Below are 23,883 nucleotides of genomic sequence, written 5' to 3' on the forward strand. Positions count from 1 at the left end.
CACCCGCCGTTGGTAGCGGCGCGCGTTCAATGCCCTCTACTAATGCCCTCTACTTTGGGTAGCGGCACGGCGCGGGGCCCGCCCGGTTGCCGCGAGTGAAACGTTCAAACTAGACCGGGCGAGCCCCGCGCCGCACCGCTATAACCTCCACTCGCATAGTGCCAAAGTCGATGGCATGAACCCCCGACCTTCTGAATCGCTGCAGCCCGACGGTGATCTCGCCAGTCCGTTGCAGGTTCCGCGACTTGTTCCCCCTCGTTTCCGCGGGTAACATTCTCGACATGAACGAAGAAATTCTGAAAAAACGACGTCAACTGCTCCGAAATCTCGTCGTGATGGCGTTTGCAGACGGGTCGCTTGGCGAGCGCGAGATTAATCTTGTCGCGGACCGCTGCGTTGACCTCGGCTTGGACGAATACGATTTGCAGAAGGCAATCGAGTTCGGGTTGGGGGACGAAGCCAGCTTAGAGCTGCCGACCGAAATGGAGCAGCGTCGCGAATTGATGCAGGAATTAATTCGCATGATGGCGGCCGACGGCACGCTTGCCGAAGCCGAAAAACGGTTGTTTGCCCTCGCGGCCGTGAAGATGGAATTGACGGAAAAAGACGTCAACGAAATCATCACCCGTACCGTCAAAAAAACATCTTAGAGAGCAGCTTGATTCCGTGGCCCGCATCCTCATTACCTCTGGCCCGACCCGGCAATATCTCGATCCGGTTCGTTATTTAACCAATGCGTCGAGCGGTCGGATGGGGGCTGCGTTGACCAAAGCGGCGATCGATGCCGGCCACGATGTGGTGGTCGTTTCGGGCCCCGTCAGCGTCGAGTATCCGGCGGCGGCAACGGTCATTCCGGTCGTCACGACCGACGAGATGTTGGCGGCAGCCGTCGAGGCATTTGAATCGTGCGACGGAGCGATCGGGGCAGCTGCCCCTTGCGATTACATGCCACGGTTGGTGTCGTCTCAAAAGATCGCCAAGACCGGCGAACCGCTGCGGTTGGAATTGATTGAGACCGCCGATGTCGTCGCCACGCTCGGGCAACGCAAACGGGACGACCAATGGGTGGTCGGTTTCGCCCTGGAAACCGAAGATCGGCGTTTCCGAGCCACGGTCAAACTGGAATCAAAACATTGTGATCTGATGGTCAGTAATGGCCCGCAAGCGATCGATTCGAATCAAAACGACGTGGAATTACTCGATGCCCGCGGCAACGTGATCGCCGAGATTCATGGCGACAAAGATTTTGTGGCTGACGAATTAGTACGGCACATTAGCGAGCAATTGACGCATCGCGCCGCGAAACTGCAATAAGCCGAGAAACCGCAATCACCGGAAAAACAAATCATGGACATAAGCACGACCCTCGGCCGTTTGACGCTGAAAAATCCGATCATGGTCGCCTCGGGAACGTTCGGTTACGCACGTGAAATGGAGGGCATCGTTGATGTGCCGCGACTCGGCGCCGTGTTGCCCAAAACGATCACGGCGGAACCACGCATCGGCAACGCGCCGTGGCGAACGGTCGAAACCTCGGCCGGACTTCTCAACGCAATCGGGCTAGACAACGATGGGGTTGACGCGTTTCTGGAAAACCATCTGCCCTACCTAAAAGAAATCGGAACTTCGATCGTTGTCAGTGTGGCGGGGCGGACGCAAGACGATTTTGTTTCGTTGGCCGAACGCGTCGGAAACTCTGCAGGCGTCGCTGCCATCGAATTAAATTTGTCGTGCCCCAACGTCAGCGGCGGGATCGATTTTGGTACCAACGCCCAATCGTGTCTTGGTGTGGTCAAAGCCGCTCGCGAGGCTTGCAACGTTCCCATCTTGGCAAAACTGACCCCCAACGTGACGCGGATCGCGGATATCGCGCAAGCCGCCGCCGACGGTGGCGCCGACGCGGTCTGTTTGATCAACACCGTGCTGGGGATGGCGGTCAATTGGCGAACTCGAAAACCGATGCTTGGCAATGGCATGGGCGGACTGAGTGGACCTGCGATTAAACCGATCGCGCTACGATGCGTTCATCAGGTCGCGTCGGCCGTCAATATTCCGATTATCGGGATTGGCGGAATCGCTTCGATCGATGACGTCATGCAGTTTTTGGTGACCGGTGCGAGTGCGGTCCAAATCGGCACCGCCAATTATTACGACCCCACCGTCTCGACTCGCTTGATCGATCAATTGCCCGCCGCGTTAGCGGAAAGCGGTGCGTCCAGCGTCGCCGAAATCGTGGGAACGCTCAACAAATGAGATGAGAGGTGTGGCGAGTTCGCTCGGTTTGGCTGCAAGGTATTTATCGCCGCTTAGCTCGCCGCAACCGAATCCGTCTCTCGCCGCGAACGTGCCCGGGGATAGCGGCACAGCCCCCGCCAACGGGGCAGACACGAACGGGGTCTCAGCAGAGTTAAATTCGTTCAACGAGGTTACTAGGAGAGCGAATTTGACGGTTACCGCCACTTCCCACGGGTTTTAAACCCGTATTGGGGCGGATTAGACTGGAAAACCCTAATGCAAGCATTCCGACGAGTCGACGTTCGCTATTCTAGAGGGATGTTTTGAGTATGCTCAAATTGCTAGTTTGTAATAACTTGAACCTCCCAAAGCAGGGAACCCCTCGTCAGGGGAGAAATGAAGCAGCGCGGCCCCAATCCCGAGGTCGTCTTAACCAACCATGAACCTTCTTGGCGGTAATGCGCAAGTGGACCTAAAAGAATTCTTTGGCAAACAATCGCCACCGAGAGATCACTACATCTCGATTCTAAGGTTCTGGGCCGAGCATCGACCTCATGAGCCTGCGTTTTTGTTCACGGATGTCGAATCATCCGAGCAAACGATCACGTATTCGCAATTGTGGGAAGAGGTTCGTGCGCTAGCGGGATATTTGCAGGATCGTTGTCGGATCCGCAGCGGTGACCGTATCTTGCTGCTGTATCCACCCTGCCTCGAATTTGTGATTGGTTTTTTCGCGTGTCATGCTGCCGGCGCCATCGCGGTTCCCGCCTATCCACCGCGTCGCAATCGCAAGGCGTCGCGAATCCGATCGATTGTCGTCGACGCGGACACACGTTGGGCATTGTCGACCAAGGCGATCGTCGAACAGCTTTCGGGCGATCAGAAGCACGACGACCTTGTCGGTTTACAGTTGCTCGGGACCGATGATCCAGCGTGCCGCTTGGCGGACAAGTGGCGAATGCCAAAGATCAATCGTGACTCGCTTGGCGTGTTGCAGTACACGTCGGGGTCGACTGGATCGCCCAAGGGCGTGATGCTGACGCAGGGCAACTTGATCGCCAATAGCGAATTGATCCTGCAAGCGTTCGAGCCCGATGCGGATGTGATCGGTATGTCGTGGTTGCCGACCTATCACGACATGGGTTTGGTGGGCGGCATTTTGATGCCGATGTTCATCGGCCGTCGCGACGTATTGATGAGCCCGATGACCTTTTTGCAACGTCCGGCGAGATGGTTGCAGGGGATTTCCAAGTATGGGGTGACGATTAGCGGCGGCCCCAATTTCGCCTTCCAATTGTGCGTCGACAAAATCGCAGACGAAGAGATGGAAGGGGTCGACCTATCGAAATGGGAGATCGCATTTAACGGCGCCGAACCGATCCGCGTCTCGACGATCGACGCATTCTCGAAGCGTTTTGAAAAGTTCGGTTTCCGTCGTGAAGCGTTCTTGCCTTGTTATGGCATGGCGGAAACGACCTTGCTGGTCACGGGCGGCCCGATCGAAACGCGTCCGGTTGTGACGACGTTTAGCGGCAGTGCGTTGGATGCCAAGAAGGTCAAAGTGGTCGACGAAGATGACGATGCGGCGCGTCGGTTAGTTGGTTGTGGCCGCGTCCTTCCCGAAGAAACCGTGCTGATCGTCGATCCTGAGACTCACATGCCAATGGCGGACAACGAGATCGGTGAGATCTGGATTCAAAGTCCTTCGGTGGGTCAGGGATATTACCAGCGGGGCGATGCGACCGAGCAGACGTTCTTTGCGCGAACCGCCGACCAAGAAGGTCCGTTTTTGCGTTCAGGCGACCTTGGTTTCTTGCACAACGACCAACTTTATGTGTCGGGCCGTCTAAAGGACATGATCATTGTCCGCGGCGTGAATCGTTATCCGCAAGACATCGAGGAAACGGTCGAGCGAGCCAGCGATGCGGTGCAAGCGGGATCGGTTGCCGCGTTCGCAATGGAATACGAAGGCCGCGAGCAATTAGTGATTGTCGCGGAAACGGTCCGTTTGCGTGACTTGGATTGGGACGCCCATTTGCAAGCGATCCGCCGCGCCGTCACCGCGGATCATGAATTGCCCCCTGACGCGGTCTATTTGGTTCGCAACAGCAGCGTTCCTAAAACCAGTAGCGGTAAGATCCAGCGGCATGCTTGTTTGCATGCGGTCCGCGATGGCGACATGAAGATGATCGCGAAATGGGTGCGTTGGGAAGAGGAAACGACGCACAACGATGGTGACTTGCAACCAATGATGCAAGCCGCTGCGGCGGGCGGCAGAACGGGCAAGATCGATCTCAGCGACGTCAACGACTCGGTCGCCGAAGCGATCAAGCAACACATCCGCCAAGTCGCTGGTGAGCGAGCTCGGGTGCTGGATCTGGACACCAATATCGTGTTGGATCTCGGTTTGGACAGTCTCGAGCGGCTCGAAATCGCACGCAACCTCGAACGCACGTTTGGCGGGCGGTTTCCCGAGCAAGTGTTGGACGAAATCGAAACGGTCGGCCAAACCGCTTTGGCGATCCAGCGGTATCTGCCGCCCGGTGGCGAATTTCGCGCGGTGGCGTTTTTGGACAACGGCGAATTCCAGCCTGCATCGGCAACCACCGGCAGCGGTTTTGGCGGCTACGCGAATGCTGTCTCGGCCGTCGAACCCGAAGACGACGTCTCTCAGTTCGCCGAGTACCGGCGATTGAAAACGACGATGCAGCAAATGCAGATGACCGGAGTCCCGAACCCCTACTTTACGGTTCACGATGGCATCGTTCGTGATATCACCGTAATCGATGGCAAAGAGTACATTAGTTTTGCCAGTTACAACTACCTGGGTCTGAGCGGGCATTCCCGTGTCACCGAAGCGGCGGCCGATGCAGTGCGTAAATACGGGACGAGCGTCTCGGCAAGTCGGTTGGTTTCGGGTGAGAAACCGATCCATCGCGAGCTGGAAAATGCGATTGCGAAATGGGTCGGCGTGGACGCGTCGATCTTGATGGTCGGCGGCCATGCCACCAATGAAACCACGATTGGGCATTTGGTCGGTTCGGGTGACTTGATTCTGCACGACTCGTTGGCTCACAACAGTATCGTGCAAGGAGCGTTGTTGTCGGGCGCACGACGTCGACCGTTTCCTCACAATGATTACGAAGCGCTTGATCGGATGTTGACCGAGATGCGATCGCAGTATCGCCGCGTGTTGATTGTGATCGAAGGCGTCTATAGCATGGATGGTGATTTTGCCGACGTGCCAAAATTTGTCGAAGTCAAGAAAAAACATCGCGCGATGTTGATGGTCGACGAGGCGCATAGCTTTGGCACGATGGGCGAAACAGGCCATGGGATCGCCGAACATTTCCACATGGACGCGCGTGATGTCGATATTTGGATGGGTACGCTGAGCAAGTCGGCTGCATCGTGTGGTGGTTATATTGCCGGCAGTAACGCGCTGATCGAACTGCTGAAATACACCGCACCGGGATTTGTGTTCAGCGTCGGGATGCCGCCGGCCCAGGTTGCCGCGGCGCTTGCGTCACTGCAAACGCTGGCCGACGAACCCGAACGCGTCGAAACGCTTCGCAAGCGGAGCGAATTGTTTCTGTCACTTTGTAAGGAAGCTGGGCTGGACACCGGCGATAGCGGGGGGACACCCGTCGTTCCGATCATCACCGGTAATTCGATGGTGGCGCTGCGATTGTCGCATCGACTCAAGGGAGACGGGATCAATGTGCAACCGATCTTGTATCCCGCGGTGGACGAGTCGGCGGCACGACTGCGGTTCTTTATCACGTCGGAACACACCGAAGAGCAGATTCGTTTTACGGTCACGCGGACGGCGGCTCATTTGTCGGAACTCGGTTTTGATCGCCAAGTGGTCGCGGCGGGCCGTTAATCGGCAGTAAAATTGTCGCTCTGAGCCGTGATGGCGTGAGGCAAGTCGCAGGCCAGGCGTAATTTTTCTCGACAAGCGTCTTGGAATGCTCTAACATCGAGTTTGCCCTTGCGACGTGAATCATGTCGCTTAGAATCAGTAGACGGCGACGATGTTTGGAATTGGCCTTTAGGAAATTCGATCGGGCGTGTTTCCGCTAAACATCTCCAGCTCGCCCCTCCCCCCCCCCCCCCTCGAACCAGGAGACTGCATTGCTTACTGAAGCGACGATCGAGAAAATGTTTCGTACATTGATGAACGATCCCAACCGTAGCGACGAAAATTTTGACAAAGCCGAAGAGCTGCTCGAAGACGAACTTCGTGCGGAAAGCCCGCTTCGCCACCGCTTGACAGTGGAACTCGAAGAACTTCGCTCGGCCGCTGCAAAGAGCTAGGTAACGATTCGCATTGCGAATCCGATGCGTCATCCGATGCAAGCGCGTCATCCGACGCAAGGATGGGTAGATTAGACTTCGAGTCTGTCGGTGTTTTTTAGCGACAGCCTGGAAGCCTATCCTACCCAACTTTTTTTTACTTGCTCAAGCTTTTCTTACTTTCCCAAACGTTTGCGAATCTCTTCCATTCGTGTTCTTAGCGTTTGTTCAAAACCACGGTCAACGGGTTCGTAGTACGTCCGATCGACTCCGAGGTAATCTTGTTCGGCGATGCCATCCTCGGCATTGTGGCTGTACTGGTAACCTTCGCCGTGCCCCATTGATTTGGCGCCACCGAAGTGGGCGTCGCGTAAGTGCTTTGGCACGGGAATGACCTGTTTTTCACGCACATCTTTGCGAGCGGCACTGATCGCAGCGGTCGCCGCATTGCTCTTCGGCGCAAGTGCCAAATAGGCGACCGTTTGGCTGAGCGTCAATTGGCTTTCGGGAAGCCCGACGAACTCACACGCTTGCATCGCCGACACCGCGATCGTTAGCGCCGATGGATCCGCATTGCCGATATCTTCGCTTGCTAAAATCACTAAACGGCGACACAGAAAACGAATGTCTTCGCCTCCTTCGAGCATCCTCGCCAACCAATACACACTGGCGTCGACATCACTGCCACGAATACTTTTGATCAAGGCGCTGGCCAAGTTGTAGTGGTCATCGCCCGTGGCATCATAGCCACTCAATCGGCTGCCGATCGATTCGACGATCGTTTCACGAGTGACCTTAGGATCTTTCTTGCCGCTGCTGCGAACAGCGATCTCTAAAGTCGATAGAGCACGACGAGCATCCCCTTCACACGCTTGACTCAGGTACTCAATCGCGTCCTCGTCGACTTGTGGCTTTAAATCGCCGAGCCCACGTTCATGGTCACGCAGCGCTCGTTCGATGAGCGTGCGAATCTCTTCGGGGGTTAACGCCTCGAGTCCAAACAATTGACTACGCGACAGCAGAGCACCGTTGACGGCGAAGTACGGATTGCTGGTGGTGGCACCAATCAACGCGACGATCCCTTCTTCGACGTCCGGCAACAACGCGTCTTGCTGGCTCTTGCTGAAGCGATGGATTTCATCGACAAACAAAATCGGTCGTGCCCCCCCGGTGGAAACGATGTCACGTGCCCACGCTAGCACTTCGCGGAGTTCTTTGACCCCGCTGGTGACGGCACTGACCATCCGTAATTTGCTGCCGGTTTCGTGGGCCAGCAGATGGGCGAGCGTCGTCTTGCCGGTTCCGGGAGGCCCGTAAAGAATGATGGAGCCGAGCCGCCGTGCGTCAATCATTCGTCGCAGCAATTTTCCATCGCCAAGGATTTGATGCTGACCGATAAACTCGCTTAGCGTTTCCGGACGCATGCGAGCGGCGAGCGGTTGAGCCAATTTAAGGTTATCCTCTTCGGCATCCGCGAATAGGGAACGGCTTTCAGGCATGTCCAAGGGGCTCGGTGATGAATAAGAAATGGGGAAAACGAAAGATGCTCGGAACGTTGGCCGTCGCGATCACGATCGTGTTAGTCATTATCGTGGCGGGATTGATGCGGATTGACAACTGGAGTCGTGATTTCACCGAGAATTCGGCAGCGATCGACGCCGATTTTCCCGACTCGGTGGTCTTGTTGGATTCCAGATTGCAGCGCTGGGTCGCGGCCACGCCTCGCTGGGAGGTCCAATCGAAAACCGAGTCCGACGGGGCGATCGAATACAAAATCACCCGCACCACGCCGCTGTTTCGCTTTGTCGATGACATCCACGTCAAATTGGTCCCCGACGATGGTGGCGAGGGGACGCGTATGAACGCGTCGAGTCAATCACGGGTTGGCAAAGGGGATCTCGGGCAAAACCCGCGAAACTTGGCCCAGCTGCTCGAGGGGCTCCGCACGCCAGATGACGCAAATTGAGGTCATCGTCGTCGTTAGCAGTCCCGCCGCGATCCCCACATCGTGAGCTGATTACGTGCGCCGTTTCGGCGAACGTTGTTAACCGCTTCGTAGCGAAACTGGCCAAGAGTTTCGGGGGGCATTCGCCAATTGAACGAAAGTCGTTGACGGCTTAAGTCGATGGCACTGGGCTGTTGCCATCGGGCTACAGTGAAAAAGAGACTCCTCAAAACGTCCTTTTTTGATTGTTTGTCCAATGCACAACAAATCGTTTCTAGTCCTCGGCGGCAGTCATGGCATCGGCTTCGGGATCACCGAGCGGTTGCTTCGCGGAGGCGGATCGGTGGTCGTCGTGTCGCGAACCCGCGGGCAACTCGACAGTCTTGATCCCGCACTCGCGACTCGAATGACGCATTGTGTTGCGGATGTGACGACCGACTCGATCGACACGATCGAGCTGCCCGAGCAAATCGATGGAATCGCCTATTGTGTTGGCTCGATTGGGTTATCGCCACTGCGGATGACCAAGGCGGAGGCGATGCGTGATGATTTTGAGCTGAACGTTGTCGGAGCGATGCGAATGATGCAGCGTGCATTGCCCGCACTCAAAGCCGCAGAGTCATCGAGCGTGGTTCTATTTAGCACTGTGGCGGTAAGTCGTGGATTGGCCATGCATACGTCGGTTTCGGCAGCCAAAGGAGCAATCGAAGGGATCACACGCTGCTGGGCCGCCGAGCTTGCACCGAAAATTCGCGTCAACTGTATTGCCCCTGCCCTCACCGACACTCCGCTCAGCGAACGCCTGCTCTCGAGCGAGTCAAAGCGTGATGCGATGGCCGCAGTCTATCCGCTCGGCCGGATCGGCCACGTCAGCGATAGCGCGTCGATTGCCACATTTTTGCTCTCTGGCGAGAGCAGCTGGATCACTGGCCAAGTGATTGGCGTCGATGGCGGATTGTCACGGGTGCAAAAATAGATCCGATCCATGATGGTCACTAAGCCATGCCATTTGCTTTGGTACTACCTAGCTGGTTTCGCGCGCGGAACGGAGCGAGCTGCCCGGTCAATTTCGAACGTTTTACTCGCTGCAACCGGGCGGCTTGCGCCGCGAGCGCTCGCCAAAGTGGATGGCATTGGGTGATGGGGCGCATGCGACGGGCAGCGGGCGACGGGCAGCGGGCAGGGGGGGCTGGCAGCGGGTTGCTGGCAGCGGGTTGCTGGCTAAGCTGCCGAAGGACCTTGGCTAACGTTTGGCGAACACGCGTTTCAGTTCATCCAGACTGGTCAATCCGCGAGCGACCGTCAGCACTGCTTCGGCCTGCATGCCGCGATGTCCTTCGGACTTGGCAATCTTGTTCAATTGACCGATGTCCCGCGTCTTCAACACCGCGGCTTTCAATTGATCGCCGGGGATCAGCAGTTCGAAGATCGCGATTCGCCCTAGGTAACCACGTCCTTCACAAACATGACAAGGCGTGATCGGGGCGGGACGTCCCTGCTCGTCCACCTGCTGTTCGATCGGCGGTGGCACAAAGGGTTGATACAACAAGGCAACTCGCCCTGGCGGGATTCCGAGTTGAGCCAATAGTTGCGGCGGCGGCTCAAAACCGACTTTGCAATTGTCGCACAATCGCCGCGCCAAACGTTGGCACAACACGGCGTTGGTCAGTTTGGCGACCTCTTTGGATGAATCTTTGTGTTTCGCGACAAATTGAATGTAGCCTTCCATCGCCGACGACGCGTTCATCCGCGTCATCAAACTTTTTTCGGTGTTTTCGACATGGTGCGCCGCGATCGCCAACGATTTTTCATCGGGCATATCGGGAAACATCAACACGTCGGGCTCTCGCAAAATGATTTTGCTGACCAAGTCGCTCATCGTTAACCCCGTATCGCCTCCGTAGAAGTTGGGGTTCACGTTGATGATGTCCGGTTCGGGCCGCGATTGTTCTTCGAACGATTGAAAATCTCGAATCAGCCGATCCGAAGCGTTGACCGTGACCACCCACGTCGTCGTCAACCCTTCGCCTTTGGGCGCGGTGACCAACACCATGTTGCCACTCGAGTCGAGTTTCTGCTTGAGCGTCGAAAACATCTTGTCGCGCATACCAAGGTCGGCGAGCTTTTCGAAGGGAACTTTCTCTGATTCGATCCGCGCCAGCACACGCTCGCCGGTGGGAACGCCTTGCGACTGCAGGGTCAGCGTGAATTTTTCTTTGGCGACTTTCAGGTTCAGTTTGCCCGTTTGAGCACTGCGTCGATCCGCCGGATTCAATAAACACAACTGTTTGAGCGCGTACAGCATCGCGTCGCCGGTCTCGCGATCCAGCGGTGGCAATTGCTCCCAGTTCCCATCGATTTGATAACGAATCGCGCAAGCGGCTTGCGAAAAATCCATCAAGATATGCGTCGCTCGCGAGCGGATCGCATGCGCCAATTGCCCGCCGGCGATGTGGTAGCCCGCTCCTTGACGAGTCGAGATCAGAAGCGCCTGCGCCTCGGTGCGATCCTTGACTTTGGGAACGAACTCAACAGGTGCAACTGTTTGCCAAAGTTGGATCGGAGCTTCTGGTTCAGCCATGAGAAAAGTTTGAAGTCAAAAAGTGAGAAAGGGTAATAGAGTGAAGTACCGCGTTGGTTTTGCGGAAAAAAAAGACGAGCGACAACCATAGCGGCGTCACGATCAACATTTCCCCCGTGATATCACCGGCGGCTGAAATATACAGGCTGTGAGGCTTACAAAATCCCCGGTGCCTTCACATCGATGCCTTTGAGCGCCATTTTCAGTGACTCTTTATTCGGGGCAACGGCAAACGCGGTAGGACGGTCAATCAATTCATCATCGATCAACTGTTTCAAGCTCATGGTAAAGTCTTGCATGCCATCTTCGGCGCCGATGCGAATCGCGTCGGGAAGTTTGTTGTCATGGCCTTCGAGCACTAGTTTTCGAATCATCGGGCTGAACGTCATCACCTCGACGGTCGGAACCCGAGGTACGCCCGGGCGGATACTCTTAAGCAATTTTTGCGAGATGATCCCTTTCATATTGAACGCGATTGCCGAGCGGATGGCGTTATGCATTTCCTCGGGGAACAAGTCCAAGATACGGCCGATCGTCGTCGACGCACTTGCGGCGTGGATCGTCCCAAATACCAAGTGACCGGTTTCCGCCGCATGGATCGCCGTCATAAAGGTTTCTTCGTCACGAAGCTCGCCCACCAGAATAATGTCGGGGTCTTCACGTACCGCGTGTTTCATCCCGATCGAAAAATCCTTGACGTCTTGTCCGATTTCACGTTGATTGATCAAACACTTGTCTTCGGTGAACATAAATTCGATCGGATCTTCCAGCGTCAGAATGTGCTTCCGATAGATGCTGTTGATATAATTCAGCATCGACCCGATCGTCGTACTCTTTCCCGATCCTGTCACACCGGCGATCAAAATCATGCCCTGCTCGAAGTGGCATAGTTGTTCGACCGAATCGGGAAGGAACAATCCTTTGAAGTCGGGAATCCAGTTGCTGATCCGGCGTGCGACCAAACCGATGCTGCCGAGTGCCTTGAGCATGTTGATACGAAATCGCCAGCGAACGCCGTCCACTTCGCATTGGTATGAGAAGTCAGCACCGCCTTCTTGTTCAAAGATCAAGAGGTTTCGGTCATCCATCATCGGCATCAGCAGATCGACCATTTCCTCGTTCTCAATCGGAGGCCGATTCAGTGGTTTTAATTCGCCGCGAACACGTACCATCGGCGGTTGGCCCGTTTTCAGGTGCAAGTCGGACCCCTCTAGCTTGACGAGGGCGCGGAAGATCTTGTCGACCTCCAGTTCTTTCTTCTCTTGCAACAGCGTCGCTTTCAAGCGAGCCATGACCGCTTCGCGAGAACTATCCAAAGGGGCGGCAGTGGTGGGGGGAGCCGAAGGTTTATGGGACATTTGCGTTATCGAATCACAAAGATGGAAACGGACAGGATGAGGCAAACTGTGCGACGAGCAAACTGAGCGACGAAGCGAACCGTAGCGTGCTAGTTTAGCAATCGGTCCACAAGTGCATTCTAGGTAATTGCCAAAAGCACTCAACACAACATTTTAAGCGAGGATCGATTCAGGTCGTTCACGTTGTGACGCGAATACCGCCGTGACGATTGATTTCCGCTAGTTCCTGTGGTGATCAACGCACCACCAGCGGTGCTGGGCTCGATGAATAGGAAAGAGATGATCTGAAAACAGGGGGGCCAATGTAGTGGTGCCAAAGCAAAAGGGAGCAGGAAGCGGGGACGGCTGGCGGGGACGAGATCGCCGAATAGTATCCACGGTAGCTGCAGCACGCCGCACCGCGACAAAACCACCCGCGACGCTAAGGAATAGCTAGCATTTGGCCGGTGGCCCCCACCGAACCCCCTGCAGAAACGCCGCCATAACCCTCACAAACCAGCCTAACATGACTTTGCCGGACAGGTAATCTGGGTGGTTTTTGATATATAGGCAACTTTTTTTATTGTTTATTTGCAATCCGCAGATAAACTCTGATGAAGATTAAATATTGTAGAGATCGAGCCGGGGTGGCGTTAGGCGATCCAATATTGCGAACCCATGGAATCGAACAACTTAATAGTTAGGGCTTAAACGATGCGTTTCACGAGGATTTTCACACTTTCGGCGGCTGCCTTGCTGTGCGGTGCCGTGACAGCTCCAGCGCACGCCTTTATGGCTGCTGAGGCTGAGGTTGTTGCAGCGGAAGGCTCGCTGGACGTGGGCCAAATGGTTACGGATTTGAATGAATTCGTAGCGAACGAAGAGAACACATGCGAACAAAAGCTGATTCGCGTCAACGAAGCAATCGTTGCCGTTGACCGGCTTTTGGATGCAGGAACTCACATCGAAGCGGACTTGTTGAAGGTACGCGACGAGCTATTTGAAATTCGCCGCAACTTGAAGTGCAGCGACGAATTGCTGGCACTTCATCCGGTTGGCGACATTGTCGGTCCTCCGATTGATGGTGGTTTCGTTGACGGCGGCTTCATCGATGGCGGATTTGCTGACGGTGGATTCGTGGACGGCGGATTTGCTGGAGGTGGCGGACATCACTTTGGCGGTCACCACGGCGGTGGCGGCGGCGGTGGTGGAGGAGCTGGCGGCGGCGGAGGCGGCGGCTTCGGCTTGCTTGCAGCCGGCGGAATCGCAGCTGCGATCGCAATTCCGTTGTCGACCGACGACGACGAACCGGGAACCCCCGCTTCACCCAGTGGACTGTAGTCGACGCTAGCGTCGGATTGCCGTAGAAAACAACAAGAAGCCCGCTTAGTTCAGACTAAGCGGGCTTTTTTCGTTATTCCTAGTTTGACGTTTGCTGTGTTCCGGCTTTGCAATTATCCGTACATTGGTCGATATCGAAGCGGAAAGGTCCCTGTTTAACACGGACGCTATTTCGTCGATTGCCGTTGAGGATGCACCTTCGCACGTCAGCGAGACTCGAAACTAGTACCGATTGATAGCCGCAATGGATGCGAACCAGTCTCCGGACCCACTGCCGACGGATCAGCCCCCACAACCGCTTGAGGGCCCGGTGCAGCCTCAGCGAGTCTCTGCACCCGCATCGCAACCGCGTGCGGCTTCGGTGCGATCGGATTCATCGCACCGCCAACCGTTGGCCAACGCGATCCAGCCAATGCGAACCACAACCGCTTCCTCGACACGCAGCAGCAAGCGCCGAGGCCAGGCTCTAACGAGTGACTTTGCGGCCTGGGAATGGGGGCTGTTGAATCTAGCGCGGGCGACAACGATCGCCGCATTCATCTACACGTGTTGGCGTTTCGGTGGCACCGATGCGATTGTTTGGTATCACGTTGCCGTGATGTTGGCCGCGAGTCTTGCGATGTCGGCAATCGTGTGGCGAAAATCCCGCCGGCAACAACCATTGCCCGTTCCCGCTTTGTTGTTCGGGGCGATATGCGTGACGGTTCCGATGCTACAAACCATTGAACTGCCTCGCGAAATCATCCATTGGATTGCGCCTGGAACGGAAAGCGTGATTCGCGATTTTTCAGCACCCGCCATCAACCAGCTTGAGCTCGCACGCGATCAGTTAGAAGGAAATAATGAGCTCGCGTCATCCGCGTCCAGCACTCATTCAGCAACGATCAGTATCGTTCCTTCATCGAGTCATACTCGTTTGGCTCTGTGGCAACTAGGGTTCGTCTTCTTTGCGATTTCGACAATATTGTTCTTTACGCGTGAGTCTCGCAAGGTTCTGGCATGGACTTTGGCAATCAATGCGGCAGGATTGGCGTTTTGGGGCTTGGTTCAACGATCCTCTGGATCAAGCGATTTGTTGCCGGGGATGACCAAAGACGTCGTCACGTTACCGTTCTCGACCTTTGTTTACAAGAATGCGGGTGCCGCCGCTCTGATCCCTGGGCTTGCAGCCATCATTGGTTTGATAGGGATACAACGTCAATCCTCTACCGGTATTCGAAAATCGACTCGAGAGTCGCGAGGGATCGATTCCTATCGCCCAAGGCCTCGATGGACGGACCCACGTTTTCTATTGCTGTTGTGCTTCGTCGGGTTGTTGGCAGCCGGGCTATTGGCCTCGTCCTCGAGAGGCGTGTGGATCAGTGGAGCGGTAGCCGGGCTAGCACTCTTCATCACGGTTCCGTCTCGCTTTTCTGGCAAGACACTATTCGCAGCTGTGTTTATTGCCGGTTGCTGCATCGGTTTGATCGCCCTCACAGGCCTTCGAAATGAACTTGCCAAACAGTCGCAACGTTTAAACATCGACCAAGTCTCGACCGATGCACGTTTCACTCACTGGCGCGACGGCATCGACACCGCAATCGCTCACCTGCCATTTGGAAGCGGACTAGGAACGTTCGGGTACGCACATCTGCCTCAACAAGAAAATGACACTGAGCAGTGGTTCCGCGAAGCGCACAACCAATACTTAGAAATCCTCGTCGAAACAGGTGTCTTTGGTGTAATCGCGATTGCAGTTGTGATCATGTTGCTCGGCAAATCCGCCGTTTTTCTCATTCGAAAGTCGGCAAGCCAGGAACACTTTAGCTGGGGAATTATTGGTCTATTCAGTCTGGCGTCGATCGTGACCCAGAGTTTTGTCGACTTTGTTGTGCTGATTCCAGGCGTGATGTTTACGCAAGCGATCTTGCTTGGGTGCATGGCTGCCGTCTACACGCGTGACCTCTCGCTGAACAAGGTGATGCTCCGACGTTCCGGACAACTTAGCGCTCACAAAGTGTCGGAATCAAAACTTGGCGACTTAGCATCGACTCCTCTGCGTGACCGGTTGCTGCAAGTATCCAACCGTCCGTTAACTTGGTGTCTTGTTAGTGCGGTTGTGGTGCTGTTCGCATTCATGGCGACTGACATGAAACTGCGAACGGAAAATGCCTTAGCTCATACTCAGTTTTCGTCCGAAGAATACGAACCGAGTCTTGAAGAAATCGAATTTAACCTGCTGCTGCTCTCCGATGCGATCGAGCGTGATCCGAAAAGATGGGAACTCTATCGCCGGCGTAGTCTTTGGCATTTCGCCGAGTACCGTCTTGGACTGTTAGCAAAATCGTCGGCCGACGAAACTCCGCTAACGTGGAGCCAAACATCGTTGGATAATTTATTCCAAAGCCTTTACTCGCTTGCGCAATCCGATCGTGACGCGTTGATTAATAACGTACTTGTCGATCCAGCACTGCGAGACTCGTTGACTTTGGCAATAGCAGACCAAGAAAACACACTTCAATTGAATCCGCTTAGCCCAAACACCTATCTGTCGTGCGCAATGCTGACACCACTGCTGCAGCAAGACACGGCAATGTGGGAAGAGAAAATTGCGAAACTTTCACATAGCAGTCGCAGCCTACAGTATGCCGGAGGAATGGTGGCGTACTTCGCAGGCAACCGAGACCACATGGTCGATCAATGGCGTCGATCGCTGAAGTTTGGTGAAGATTATTACCCAGCGGTGGTTCAGCTTGCCGGTCGCAAATTGTCGCTGGAAGAGTTTTTGAATGAAATCATCCCAGCCGAACGAAATGATTTAGCGGTTCGATTTGTCAGCGAGGCAGGTGATTTCACTGTCAACCAGCACACGCTTCGGCGGCTTCGCGAGCAGGTGCTCACGCGAATCCAAAGCGATTCGAGCCTCGGTGAAGCCGAGAAGATGGAGTTGTCTGCGAGAGTAGAGGAGTCGGGTAAAAATTGGGGGGAAGCTGCAACGTACTGGAACCTCGCCGTGCGATTACAGCCGCACAATCTCGACTATCGATATTATCATTGCCGAGCGCTCTATCACGACGATCAGCTCAAAGAAGCGCTCGACCAAGCGACGCTCTTGCGGGCACTGGAGCCCGCAACGGAACGATCCGAGAAAATAATCGAGGCGATCAAGCAGCGGCTCGAAGCGGACGCTCGAAAATCACTCCTCTAAACTCGTTTTACGATTTTATTCCGCCCGGGTTGAGCGCATGGAAACGGCGTGCTGCCGTCACGCTCGCTGGGATTGCCAAGCTGCCTGGGCTCTTGAGGCGGTCGTTTGCGATCTGTTTCAGCACTTAGGGGGTATTCTCTGAGGGTTGCGTGCCGGGGACGTGCTATCCATTTCGTCCAAAATTTGTCGCTTTAGTTTTGGCGATCGCGCTCCGAGCAGCAGCTGTATTTTGGCACTTCGCTACCTTCGAGCCGCGACAGGCTTCAGTCGACGTTCTTCAGTCGACGTTCTTTTGGGCACCCTTCCCTGCGACTGACCTAGAGTAGGCCTGGGGTGGGGGTGGTCCGTTTAACCCGAATAGACAGGAAAGTGGGGTTTTGGGGAACTTAGGAGGTATGCGTGCTGTCAAATCTTCTCATAATGCTTGCATAGCGACCTAATGCTTTCAGAGCGAACTATGTGCACATTCTGCACAACGCGCAGAAGATGAAAAGATTAGGAGACACTCTTTAGTGGGATACGGTTCCGCCGAGAAACAAGGATGTGCGCAAAACATGAGATTGCAAGCCTAGCGTTTGTATTGGCTCATGTGGTGTCAACATTCCCTCTTTTTTTGTGATTGAATCGGGTCCCACTGATGGCAAAAGACGTAACCAGCTCAAGTGAAGATACTCAATTTGATTTGGATCTTATCGGTGTGATTCGTCGACGTTGGGCGTTGATCGCATTTGGATTTGGTTTTGGCATCATCCTTTCGCTGCTGTACCAATTTACAGCGACCAAGGTCTATGAATCGAAGGTCGAGGTGTTGGTGGGGCAGCGTTCCTCGGAGATGACATCCAGCGGAACCGCGTCCACGGCTGCCGCCAGCGGCGATGCGATTGCCACGGACCAGCTCGCGACCCACATGCAGTTGTTCACCAGCCGTCGCAACCTCGCCGAGGCGATCGAAAAGAATGGTTTAGGGAAATTGGATTCGTTCCAAAAGGCAATCAAAAAGAACACTCATCCAATCGATCACCTGCTCGACAATCTTGATGTTCAGCGAGGTGGCAAAGGTTCGGCTCGCGATGCGATGGTAATCCGAGCGACTTACAGCGACCCGAAGGCAGAGGACGCTGCAAAAGTTCTGCAGGCGGTGTACGAAAGCTATCGGAATTATGTTGAATCTCACGGCGAGAACAGCGGTGAGGAAGCCATTGCATTGATCGAAGCGGCTCGCAAGACGCACGAAGATGAATTGGCGGATGCTGACAAAGAGTATCGCGCTTTTATTAGTTCGGTTCCGGTTTTACTTGAAGGTGACACGGTCCGTGACATCCACAGGGATCGCTTGGAGAATCTTGAAAAAGAACTCAATGAAGTCCGTTCTAATCTGGCTCAGCAAACATCACGGCTTGAATTGATTCGGACGTATTTGAATCGTCCCGAGTTGCTTGAGTCCAACGATACCGCACATCTCGCACTGCTAAGCCAAAAGGAAGTCGAGCGACTGCAGCTGTTTTTGGATGTCACGCGTGGGGAAGCCCAGAGTGAGGAATTCCAAGCCGAGCAACCTGCTCGCGAGGAAGCGGCTCGAGCTCAGTACACGCGTCTGTTGTCGCTATTGCAAACCGAGCGAACCCTGGCAGAAGACTTTGGTCCCAATCATCCATTGGTAGCTGCGACTCAGAAAGAGATTCAGGTCATTCAAGAGTTCATCACTGCCAACGCACCCACCGCAACTGCGAAACAGGGGCGTAAACTTGATCCCAAAGAGATGTTAACGACCTACTCGATGCTGCTTGAGCACGACATTGCAGAATTGGAAAAACGCGAGCAGATCCTGATTGCCGATTCCGCCAACGAATTGCGGCTTGCCAAAGGGGTTGAAGCGGATTTTCTGAAAGGCAGCTCGCTAAAGGCGCAACTTAATCGAGCCCAGGCACGCTATGACGAAGTGATCCGCCGTTTGCAGGAAATTAATCTATCCGGTTCCTACGCTGGATTTTCCACAGACCTGCTGGCGAGCCCCGAAATCGAAAAAGAGGCAGCTTGGCCTAAGCTCCCAATCGTCGTTGCCTTGGGGGGAATTCTTGGGTTGTTTTTTGGTGGTTCGCTGGCGGTGGCTTCCGAACTGTTTGACGCAACGTTCCGGGACGCACACGATTTGGAATACACGCTTGGGGCTCCCGCTATCGCTCACATTCCTCGTATCGACTTGAAGAAAGTGAAGAAGGAACTGAGCACGGAAACGAGGCTCGATCCGTCGTTGGTTGCATTTCACACGCCACGTTCACCTGAGTCCGAATTGTATCGCGTGGCTCGGACATCCATGATGGTGAAGACCCGCGCCTCGGGTGCAACTAAGTTAATGATGACTAGCCCTCACCCGGGAGACGGAAAGTCAACGACAATCTCGAACCTTGCAATTTCGTTCGCCCAAGCAGGTAAGAAGGTATTGTTGATCGATGCGGACATGCGGCGGCCTGTGATCGGTGGACTGTTTGGACTTGAGGCCAGCCCGGGGTTAAGCGATGCATTGCTTGAGACATCTGATTTGCAGGATTGTTTTCATGCATCGGAAGTGCCAAATTTGATGATCATGCCGCATGGTGGGCGAACCCACAGCCCTGCAGAACTGCTCGAGTCCAGCCAGTTGTCCAAAGTGCTTGCCGACTGTGAGCGTCAATTTGATGTGGTCTTGGTCGATGCTCCGCCGCTGCTAGCGGTGGCGGACCCGGCGATTATCGCCCCGATCGTAGACGCAGTGATGTTGACGGTACGGATTCGCAAAAACGGCCGACGTCCCGTCGAACGTGCCGTCCGCATTTTGCAAGAAATCGATGTTACCCCAACGGCGTTGATCATCAATGCAACGGAGAAGAACGGCCAAGGTACCTACGGCTACTCGAACGGGTATTCAAGCGAAGAGTACAGCTATGTCGGGTACTACCACGAGTATTCGGTCACTCCGGAAAAACCGGCCCGAAGATCAGAACAATCGGCAAGGTTGGTGGAAACGGTTTCAAGCTTAAAAGCGAGCAGTTTTTAGTTTGCCGACGCCAATCTTTTGTTCGCACGATCGTGCGGCAAAGCCATACTTAATAGCCTCGTCTACTCGACGCAAACCCAAAGCAGAGTGTTTTCATTGTCCACACGATTCGAAACGACCGCACGCTTGCTCGGCCCGATGGCCGTCGCCGCTATCGTTTCGTCGGAAGAAGCGGATGACGCAAATCTGGCGAGCGTGGAAGAAATCCTTTCGGAACATACGGCTTGCCGACCTAGCCGTCGTCTGAGTGTCGCCTATTCAACCCAGGCGTTTCTGACGGGGTTACCCTTGCTGATTGTTGACCTGGTGGTGACAGGATTCTGCCTTGTCGGTGCAGCTTACGTCGTTGACCTGTTTCTACAGCGGCCACTTCATCCGGGCACGTGGAATCAGTTGCCAGCGATCTTGTTGCTGCAGTTTTTGTTTATGTCCATCCACCAGATGTATCCGGGGGTGGGGGACAGTCAGATCGCTGAACTCCGTGGTTTAGTTCGCTCCACCATTTTCAGTTTTGTGTCGTTAGCGGCACTGAATGCGATGCTCGGACAGTTGCCACGGGTGGAATTTATCATGTTCCTGATTGGCGTGATGATGACCGCATTCTTTTTGCCTCTCAGCCGCAATGTTGCCCGTCGTTATCTTGCTCGGCGGACTTGGTGGGGCATGCGCGCGTTGATTGTGGGGGATGCCGAATCTTCGCAGCAAACATTTCGGCGACTCAAATCGCATCCGACATGCGGGTATCGACCGGTCGCGATTGCCACTGACTACATCGAACCTGACGTCGCAGCCAAAGCTGACTTGCGTACCGTGATCAACAGTTACGATATCGTCGAGATTGCTCGTAATCACCATACTCCCGTCGTCGTCCTGACCTCGAGCGACACGCGTGTCCGATTGACAGAGCGTCTAATTTTCACGTTTCCTTCGGTCGTCGTTTTCGGCAATTTGCAATCGGCGATCTTAAGTGGTGAACGCTCGCCCGTTCCCGGTAGCCTGATCACGCGAATTAATCGCCCATTACCTCGATTCATGCCGCGGGTTACAAAGCGTTTGTTTGATTTGGCAATTTGTGTGCCATTGTTCCTGCTGTTGCTAATCCCTGGTGCGATCATCGCGATGGCGATTAAAATCGCCTCGCCAGGTCCGATCTTTTACGGTGATCCACGCGTCGGACAACATGGTATCCGATTCAAGATGTGGAAATTCCGCACGATGATTCCCAACGCCAGCCATGTGCTCGACGAGCACTTGAGGGCTCATCCCGAATTGCAAGCCGAGTGGAACGAAACCAAAAAGATTAAAAATGACCCACGCATCGTGCCCTATATCGGTTCGGCAATGCGTCGCTGGAGTCTTGATGAGTTACCACAACTTTGGAACGTTCTGGTCGGCGAGATGAGTCTGGTTGGACCGCGTCCGATGCCAGCGGATGAAATCGTCCGTTACAACACCAAGTTCTTTGAATACACACACATGACCCCGGGATTGACCGGACTTTGGCAAGTCGCCGGCCGTAATGATGTTACGTTTCAGACACGGGTAATGCTTGTCGAGTACTATGCCAAAAATTGGTCGCTCTGGCTTGATATATGGATCCTGGCACGAACCCCAAGTGTGGTGCTGAAAAACGAGGGCGCGTACTAGTTTGTCGCTTCCACATTTCGTCGGGGCGAAGGAAATAACTATTCCGTCGTTCCCGCGCGAGGCATGCGTTCCCACGCGAGGCATTTCGATTGGCGATCGAAGATTCTCTCGTCGCGATAGCGGACGTCATGTGATCAGCCTACCTGTCCGCGTCGTTTCGAGTCTTTGATCCGTATTTTAGATTCGCCCCGAGCCGAGATGAACGAGCTACCCGCTAGCTTGTTCATTGCTAATTAGAAGACCTGACTGCAACGGAGTGCTCTCGTGAAAATTTTAGTCGTCACTAATCTGTTTCATCCCGACCGCGGAGGTGGTGCCTCGGTCTTTTCCGACATGTGCTACGGGCTTGTCGAGAGAGGGCATGATGTGACGGTGTTCAGCACCTATCCCTACTATCCCGAGTGGCAAAATAAATCGGGAGCAAAGGCTTGGCGAACCGCTACGGAAACGATCAACGGTGTCCGTGTCGTTCGTTTTGGGGTGTACATCCCCACCAACCCGTCGAAGTTTATCCCGCGTGTGATGTTCGAGTTGTCCTTCACCTTGAGCTTGATGCGTAGTCTGTTCTACTTCCGTCGTTATGACGCGGTCATGGTGTATTGCCCGGTGCTTAGCTCTGTGCTCTATGGCGCAATCCGGCGGATTTTTTATCGTGAGCCGATGTGGCTGAATGTACAAGACATTCCCGCGGATGCAGCGGCTGCGGCGGGGATCAGCAAGAATCGATTTGCCAATCGACTAAGCCAGATGGCTCAGAAATTTCTCTTCAATCGAGCGGTATTGTGGAGCTCTATTGCTCCTAAGATGATCCAACGACTGAGCGAATTGAGAACCCGCAATCAGCCGATCCATCTTGTCCCCAACTTTCTAAACACTTCGATGGCCGAGGTGATCGCGGCGCATGCTCCGAAGATAAACCGGCCTGTCTCGCAACCGATCAAGTTGCTTTACGGTGGGAACATCGGAAAGAAGCAGGGGCTGCTGGAATTCTGTAAGCAGCTCTCCAAATCGAAACTCGCCTTCCAATTTACGATCCATGGAAATGGCGGTGAAGCGCCAAGTTTGAAGCAGTGGGTTGAAGCAAGCGGCGATTCACGATTCCGATTTGGCGAATTTCTCGATGAGGCTGGATTCGTTAATGCGTTGTTTGAATCTGATCTTTTTGTGATCACCGAGAAATCGGGCGCAGGAGCCTCCTTTATCCCAAGCAAACTCATTCCTTGCATGGCGACAGGTACACCTGTCCTTTGTGTCTGTGATCCCGATGGCCCGTTAGGCACCGAAGTGGGGCAGTATGGCCTTGGGGTGACTTCCCACTGGAATGAATTGGACGAGATGCTAGATCGTTTGACCGAGCTTTCTGATGATCAGCAGCGTTATCGTCAACTGCAACAAAATGCGATTGAACGATCCGAGGCGTATCGTCGCGATCCCGTTATTGATTTTGTCGAACGAGAGTTGACGCTGCTGACTCACAAGAAATGATCCCATTCCGCACACCTTGATTTTTACTTCTTCCTGATAAAAGAAGGGATGTGCGAAATTGGAAGTTTTTCAACAATGTAGTCGCTGTTCTCAAGAAATTGGTCGACTGCATCGGTTTCGCCCGCGACAGTGCCGTAGTCATCGAGCACGATTAACCCACCCCGCACAACGCGATCGAAAAGATTTTTCAGGATGACCACCGATGGCTTATACACATCCACATCGATATGTAACAGCGAAATTCGAAGCTCGGGATGTTCGGCGATATAGGTAGGCAACGTCTCGAGCAAGTCGCCTTTAATCAATTCGAAATTTTCGAAGCCTTTGTGTTGTAAGACTTCTTTTAATCCATCGACGGAGATTCCTTCTCCGGCGGCGCCCTCAAATTCGCTGACAAACGCTTGGTCGTTTGCGTCCTCCTGCTTGGGAAAGGCGCCAAACGCATCGAAGCCGATAATTTTACGAGAATAGGGGCTTTCGAGCACTTCTCGAAAACTGCAAAAGCGAATGAAGGAGGCGCCCTTGAAAACGCCACACTCAACCACGTGTCCCGGCAAGTTGACGATCGATTTGTAAAGATCATAGTGTGCCAACATCTTCGGAATTCGATTCTTGTGACTTGTTAAATAAAAGCCATTCTCGTAGTCCCATTGTTGATCAACGTCGAAGCCAAATAGTCTTTTACCCATCACTTATTTCTCTCTCGGTGGTGCTAACAGCAGGCAAATTGAATTGGGACAAAGGGGAGAAGCGACGAAAAACCGTATTCAATTCATTGATTCCGAAATTTCG

General features: G+C 54.2%; 16 protein-coding genes. 12 read left to right on the forward strand and 4 right to left on the reverse strand.

Annotated features, from left to right (window positions below):
- Positions 1-281: 281 nt before the first annotated feature.
- The 5 genes from ABD971_RS16060 to ABD971_RS16080 all read left to right on the forward strand — a co-directional run bounded on the left by ABD971_RS16060 (position 282) and on the right by ABD971_RS16080 (position 6,555).
- On the forward strand, positions 282-650 hold the full coding sequence (locus ABD971_RS16060; protein WP_339942791.1) for a TerB family tellurite resistance protein: 369 nt from the start codon (positions 282-284) through the stop codon (positions 648-650).
- A 16-nt stretch (positions 651-666) separates the two neighbouring features.
- Complete coding sequence (locus ABD971_RS16065; RefSeq protein WP_339942790.1) at positions 667-1,314, forward strand: phosphopantothenoylcysteine decarboxylase domain-containing protein; 648 nt, start codon at positions 667-669, stop codon at positions 1,312-1,314.
- 33 nt (positions 1,315-1,347) lie between these two features.
- Complete coding sequence (locus ABD971_RS16070; protein WP_345323685.1) at positions 1,348-2,253, forward strand: dihydroorotate dehydrogenase; 906 nt, start codon at positions 1,348-1,350, stop codon at positions 2,251-2,253.
- Positions 2,254-2,674: 421 nt separating this feature from the next.
- On the forward strand, positions 2,675-6,121 hold the full coding sequence (locus ABD971_RS16075; protein ID WP_345323687.1) for an aminotransferase class I/II-fold pyridoxal phosphate-dependent enzyme: 3,447 nt from the start codon (positions 2,675-2,677) through the stop codon (positions 6,119-6,121).
- 251 nt (positions 6,122-6,372) lie between these two features.
- Positions 6,373-6,555, forward strand: a complete 183-nt coding sequence (locus ABD971_RS16080; protein ID WP_008691839.1) for a hypothetical protein — start codon at positions 6,373-6,375, stop codon at positions 6,553-6,555.
- A gap of 155 nt (positions 6,556-6,710) precedes the next feature.
- Here ABD971_RS16080 and ABD971_RS16085 read toward each other — a convergent pair whose 3' ends face one another.
- Positions 6,711-8,033, reverse strand: a complete 1,323-nt coding sequence (locus ABD971_RS16085) for a replication-associated recombination protein A (protein ID WP_339942784.1) — start codon at positions 8,031-8,033, stop codon at positions 6,711-6,713.
- A gap of 17 nt (positions 8,034-8,050) precedes the next feature.
- Here ABD971_RS16085 and ABD971_RS16090 point away from each other — a divergent pair, with 17 nt between their 5' ends.
- The gene (locus ABD971_RS16090; protein ID WP_345323690.1) at positions 8,051-8,500 is read left to right on the forward strand and encodes a DUF1499 domain-containing protein; all 450 of its coding nucleotides are present in this window, start codon (positions 8,051-8,053) and stop codon (positions 8,498-8,500) included.
- 235 nt (positions 8,501-8,735) lie between these two features.
- Complete coding sequence (locus ABD971_RS16095; RefSeq protein WP_345323692.1) at positions 8,736-9,455, forward strand: SDR family NAD(P)-dependent oxidoreductase; 720 nt, start codon at positions 8,736-8,738, stop codon at positions 9,453-9,455.
- 267 nt (positions 9,456-9,722) lie between these two features.
- Here the strand turns inward: ABD971_RS16095 and ABD971_RS16100 are convergent, their stop codons facing one another.
- Both ABD971_RS16100 and ABD971_RS16105 read right to left on the reverse strand, forming a co-directional pair.
- Positions 9,723-11,060 (reverse strand): ATPase, T2SS/T4P/T4SS family, encoded by a 1,338-nt coding sequence (locus ABD971_RS16100; RefSeq protein ID WP_345323694.1) that lies wholly within the window; start codon positions 11,058-11,060, stop codon positions 9,723-9,725.
- Positions 11,061-11,215: 155 nt separating this feature from the next.
- A complete protein-coding gene (locus ABD971_RS16105; RefSeq protein ID WP_339942777.1) occupies positions 11,216-12,418 on the reverse strand; it encodes a type IV pilus twitching motility protein PilT in 1,203 nt (400 codons plus the stop codon).
- A 693-nt stretch (positions 12,419-13,111) separates the two neighbouring features.
- On the opposite strand from ABD971_RS16105, the gene ABD971_RS16110 reads away from it, so the two are divergent.
- From ABD971_RS16110 to ABD971_RS16130, 5 genes are all read left to right on the forward strand, one after another.
- Complete coding sequence (locus tag ABD971_RS16110) at positions 13,112-13,738, forward strand: hypothetical protein (RefSeq protein WP_339942775.1); 627 nt, start codon at positions 13,112-13,114, stop codon at positions 13,736-13,738.
- Positions 13,739-13,982: 244 nt separating this feature from the next.
- On the forward strand, positions 13,983-16,925 hold the full coding sequence (locus ABD971_RS16115; protein WP_345323697.1) for an O-antigen ligase family protein: 2,943 nt from the start codon (positions 13,983-13,985) through the stop codon (positions 16,923-16,925).
- 637 nt (positions 16,926-17,562) lie between these two features.
- Positions 17,563-19,959, forward strand: coding sequence for a polysaccharide biosynthesis tyrosine autokinase (locus ABD971_RS16120; protein WP_339942772.1), 2,397 nt, complete (start codon positions 17,563-17,565; stop codon positions 19,957-19,959).
- A gap of 96 nt (positions 19,960-20,055) precedes the next feature.
- On the forward strand, positions 20,056-21,606 hold the full coding sequence (locus tag ABD971_RS16125; protein ID WP_339942770.1) for an exopolysaccharide biosynthesis polyprenyl glycosylphosphotransferase: 1,551 nt from the start codon (positions 20,056-20,058) through the stop codon (positions 21,604-21,606).
- Between the two features lie 264 nt (positions 21,607-21,870).
- The gene (locus tag ABD971_RS16130) at positions 21,871-23,091 is read left to right on the forward strand and encodes a glycosyltransferase family 4 protein (protein ID WP_345323700.1); all 1,221 of its coding nucleotides are present in this window, start codon (positions 21,871-21,873) and stop codon (positions 23,089-23,091) included.
- Positions 23,092-23,114: 23 nt separating this feature from the next.
- On the opposite strand, the gene ABD971_RS16135 is transcribed toward ABD971_RS16130, so the two are convergent.
- Positions 23,115-23,780 (reverse strand): TylF/MycF/NovP-related O-methyltransferase, encoded by a 666-nt coding sequence (locus ABD971_RS16135; protein WP_345323702.1) that lies wholly within the window; start codon positions 23,778-23,780, stop codon positions 23,115-23,117.
- Between the last annotated feature and the right edge of the window lie 103 nt (positions 23,781-23,883).

The organism is Novipirellula rosea, assembly GCF_039541335.1.
GTDB lineage: Bacteria > Planctomycetota > Planctomycetia > Pirellulales > Pirellulaceae > Novipirellula > Novipirellula rosea.

Bases quoted from the DNA above. Each gene is read 5' to 3' on its own strand.
- ABD971_RS16100 (WP_345323694.1), bottom strand. From the start codon at position 11,060: ATGGCTGAACCAGAAGCTCCGATCCAACTTTGGCAAACAGTTGCACCT.
- ABD971_RS16120 (WP_339942772.1), top strand. From the start codon at position 17,563: ATGGCAAAAGACGTAACCAGCTCAAGTGAAGATACTCAATTTGATTTG.
- ABD971_RS16085 (WP_339942784.1), bottom strand. From the start codon at position 8,033: ATGCCTGAAAGCCGTTCCCTATTCGCGGATGCCGAAGAGGATAACCTT.
- ABD971_RS16110 (WP_339942775.1), top strand. From the start codon at position 13,112: ATGCGTTTCACGAGGATTTTCACACTTTCGGCGGCTGCCTTGCTGTGC.
- ABD971_RS16070 (WP_345323685.1), top strand. From the start codon at position 1,348: ATGGACATAAGCACGACCCTCGGCCGTTTGACGCTGAAAAATCCGATC.
- ABD971_RS16115 (WP_345323697.1), top strand. From the start codon at position 13,983: ATGGATGCGAACCAGTCTCCGGACCCACTGCCGACGGATCAGCCCCCA.
- ABD971_RS16060 (WP_339942791.1), top strand. From the start codon at position 282: ATGAACGAAGAAATTCTGAAAAAACGACGTCAACTGCTCCGAAATCTC.
- ABD971_RS16090 (WP_345323690.1), top strand. From the start codon at position 8,051: ATGAATAAGAAATGGGGAAAACGAAAGATGCTCGGAACGTTGGCCGTC.
- ABD971_RS16075 (WP_345323687.1), top strand. From the start codon at position 2,675: ATGAACCTTCTTGGCGGTAATGCGCAAGTGGACCTAAAAGAATTCTTT.
- ABD971_RS16095 (WP_345323692.1), top strand. From the start codon at position 8,736: ATGCACAACAAATCGTTTCTAGTCCTCGGCGGCAGTCATGGCATCGGC.
- ABD971_RS16105 (WP_339942777.1), bottom strand. From the start codon at position 12,418: ATGTCCCATAAACCTTCGGCTCCCCCCACCACTGCCGCCCCTTTGGAT.
- ABD971_RS16135 (WP_345323702.1), bottom strand. From the start codon at position 23,780: ATGGGTAAAAGACTATTTGGCTTCGACGTTGATCAACAATGGGACTAC.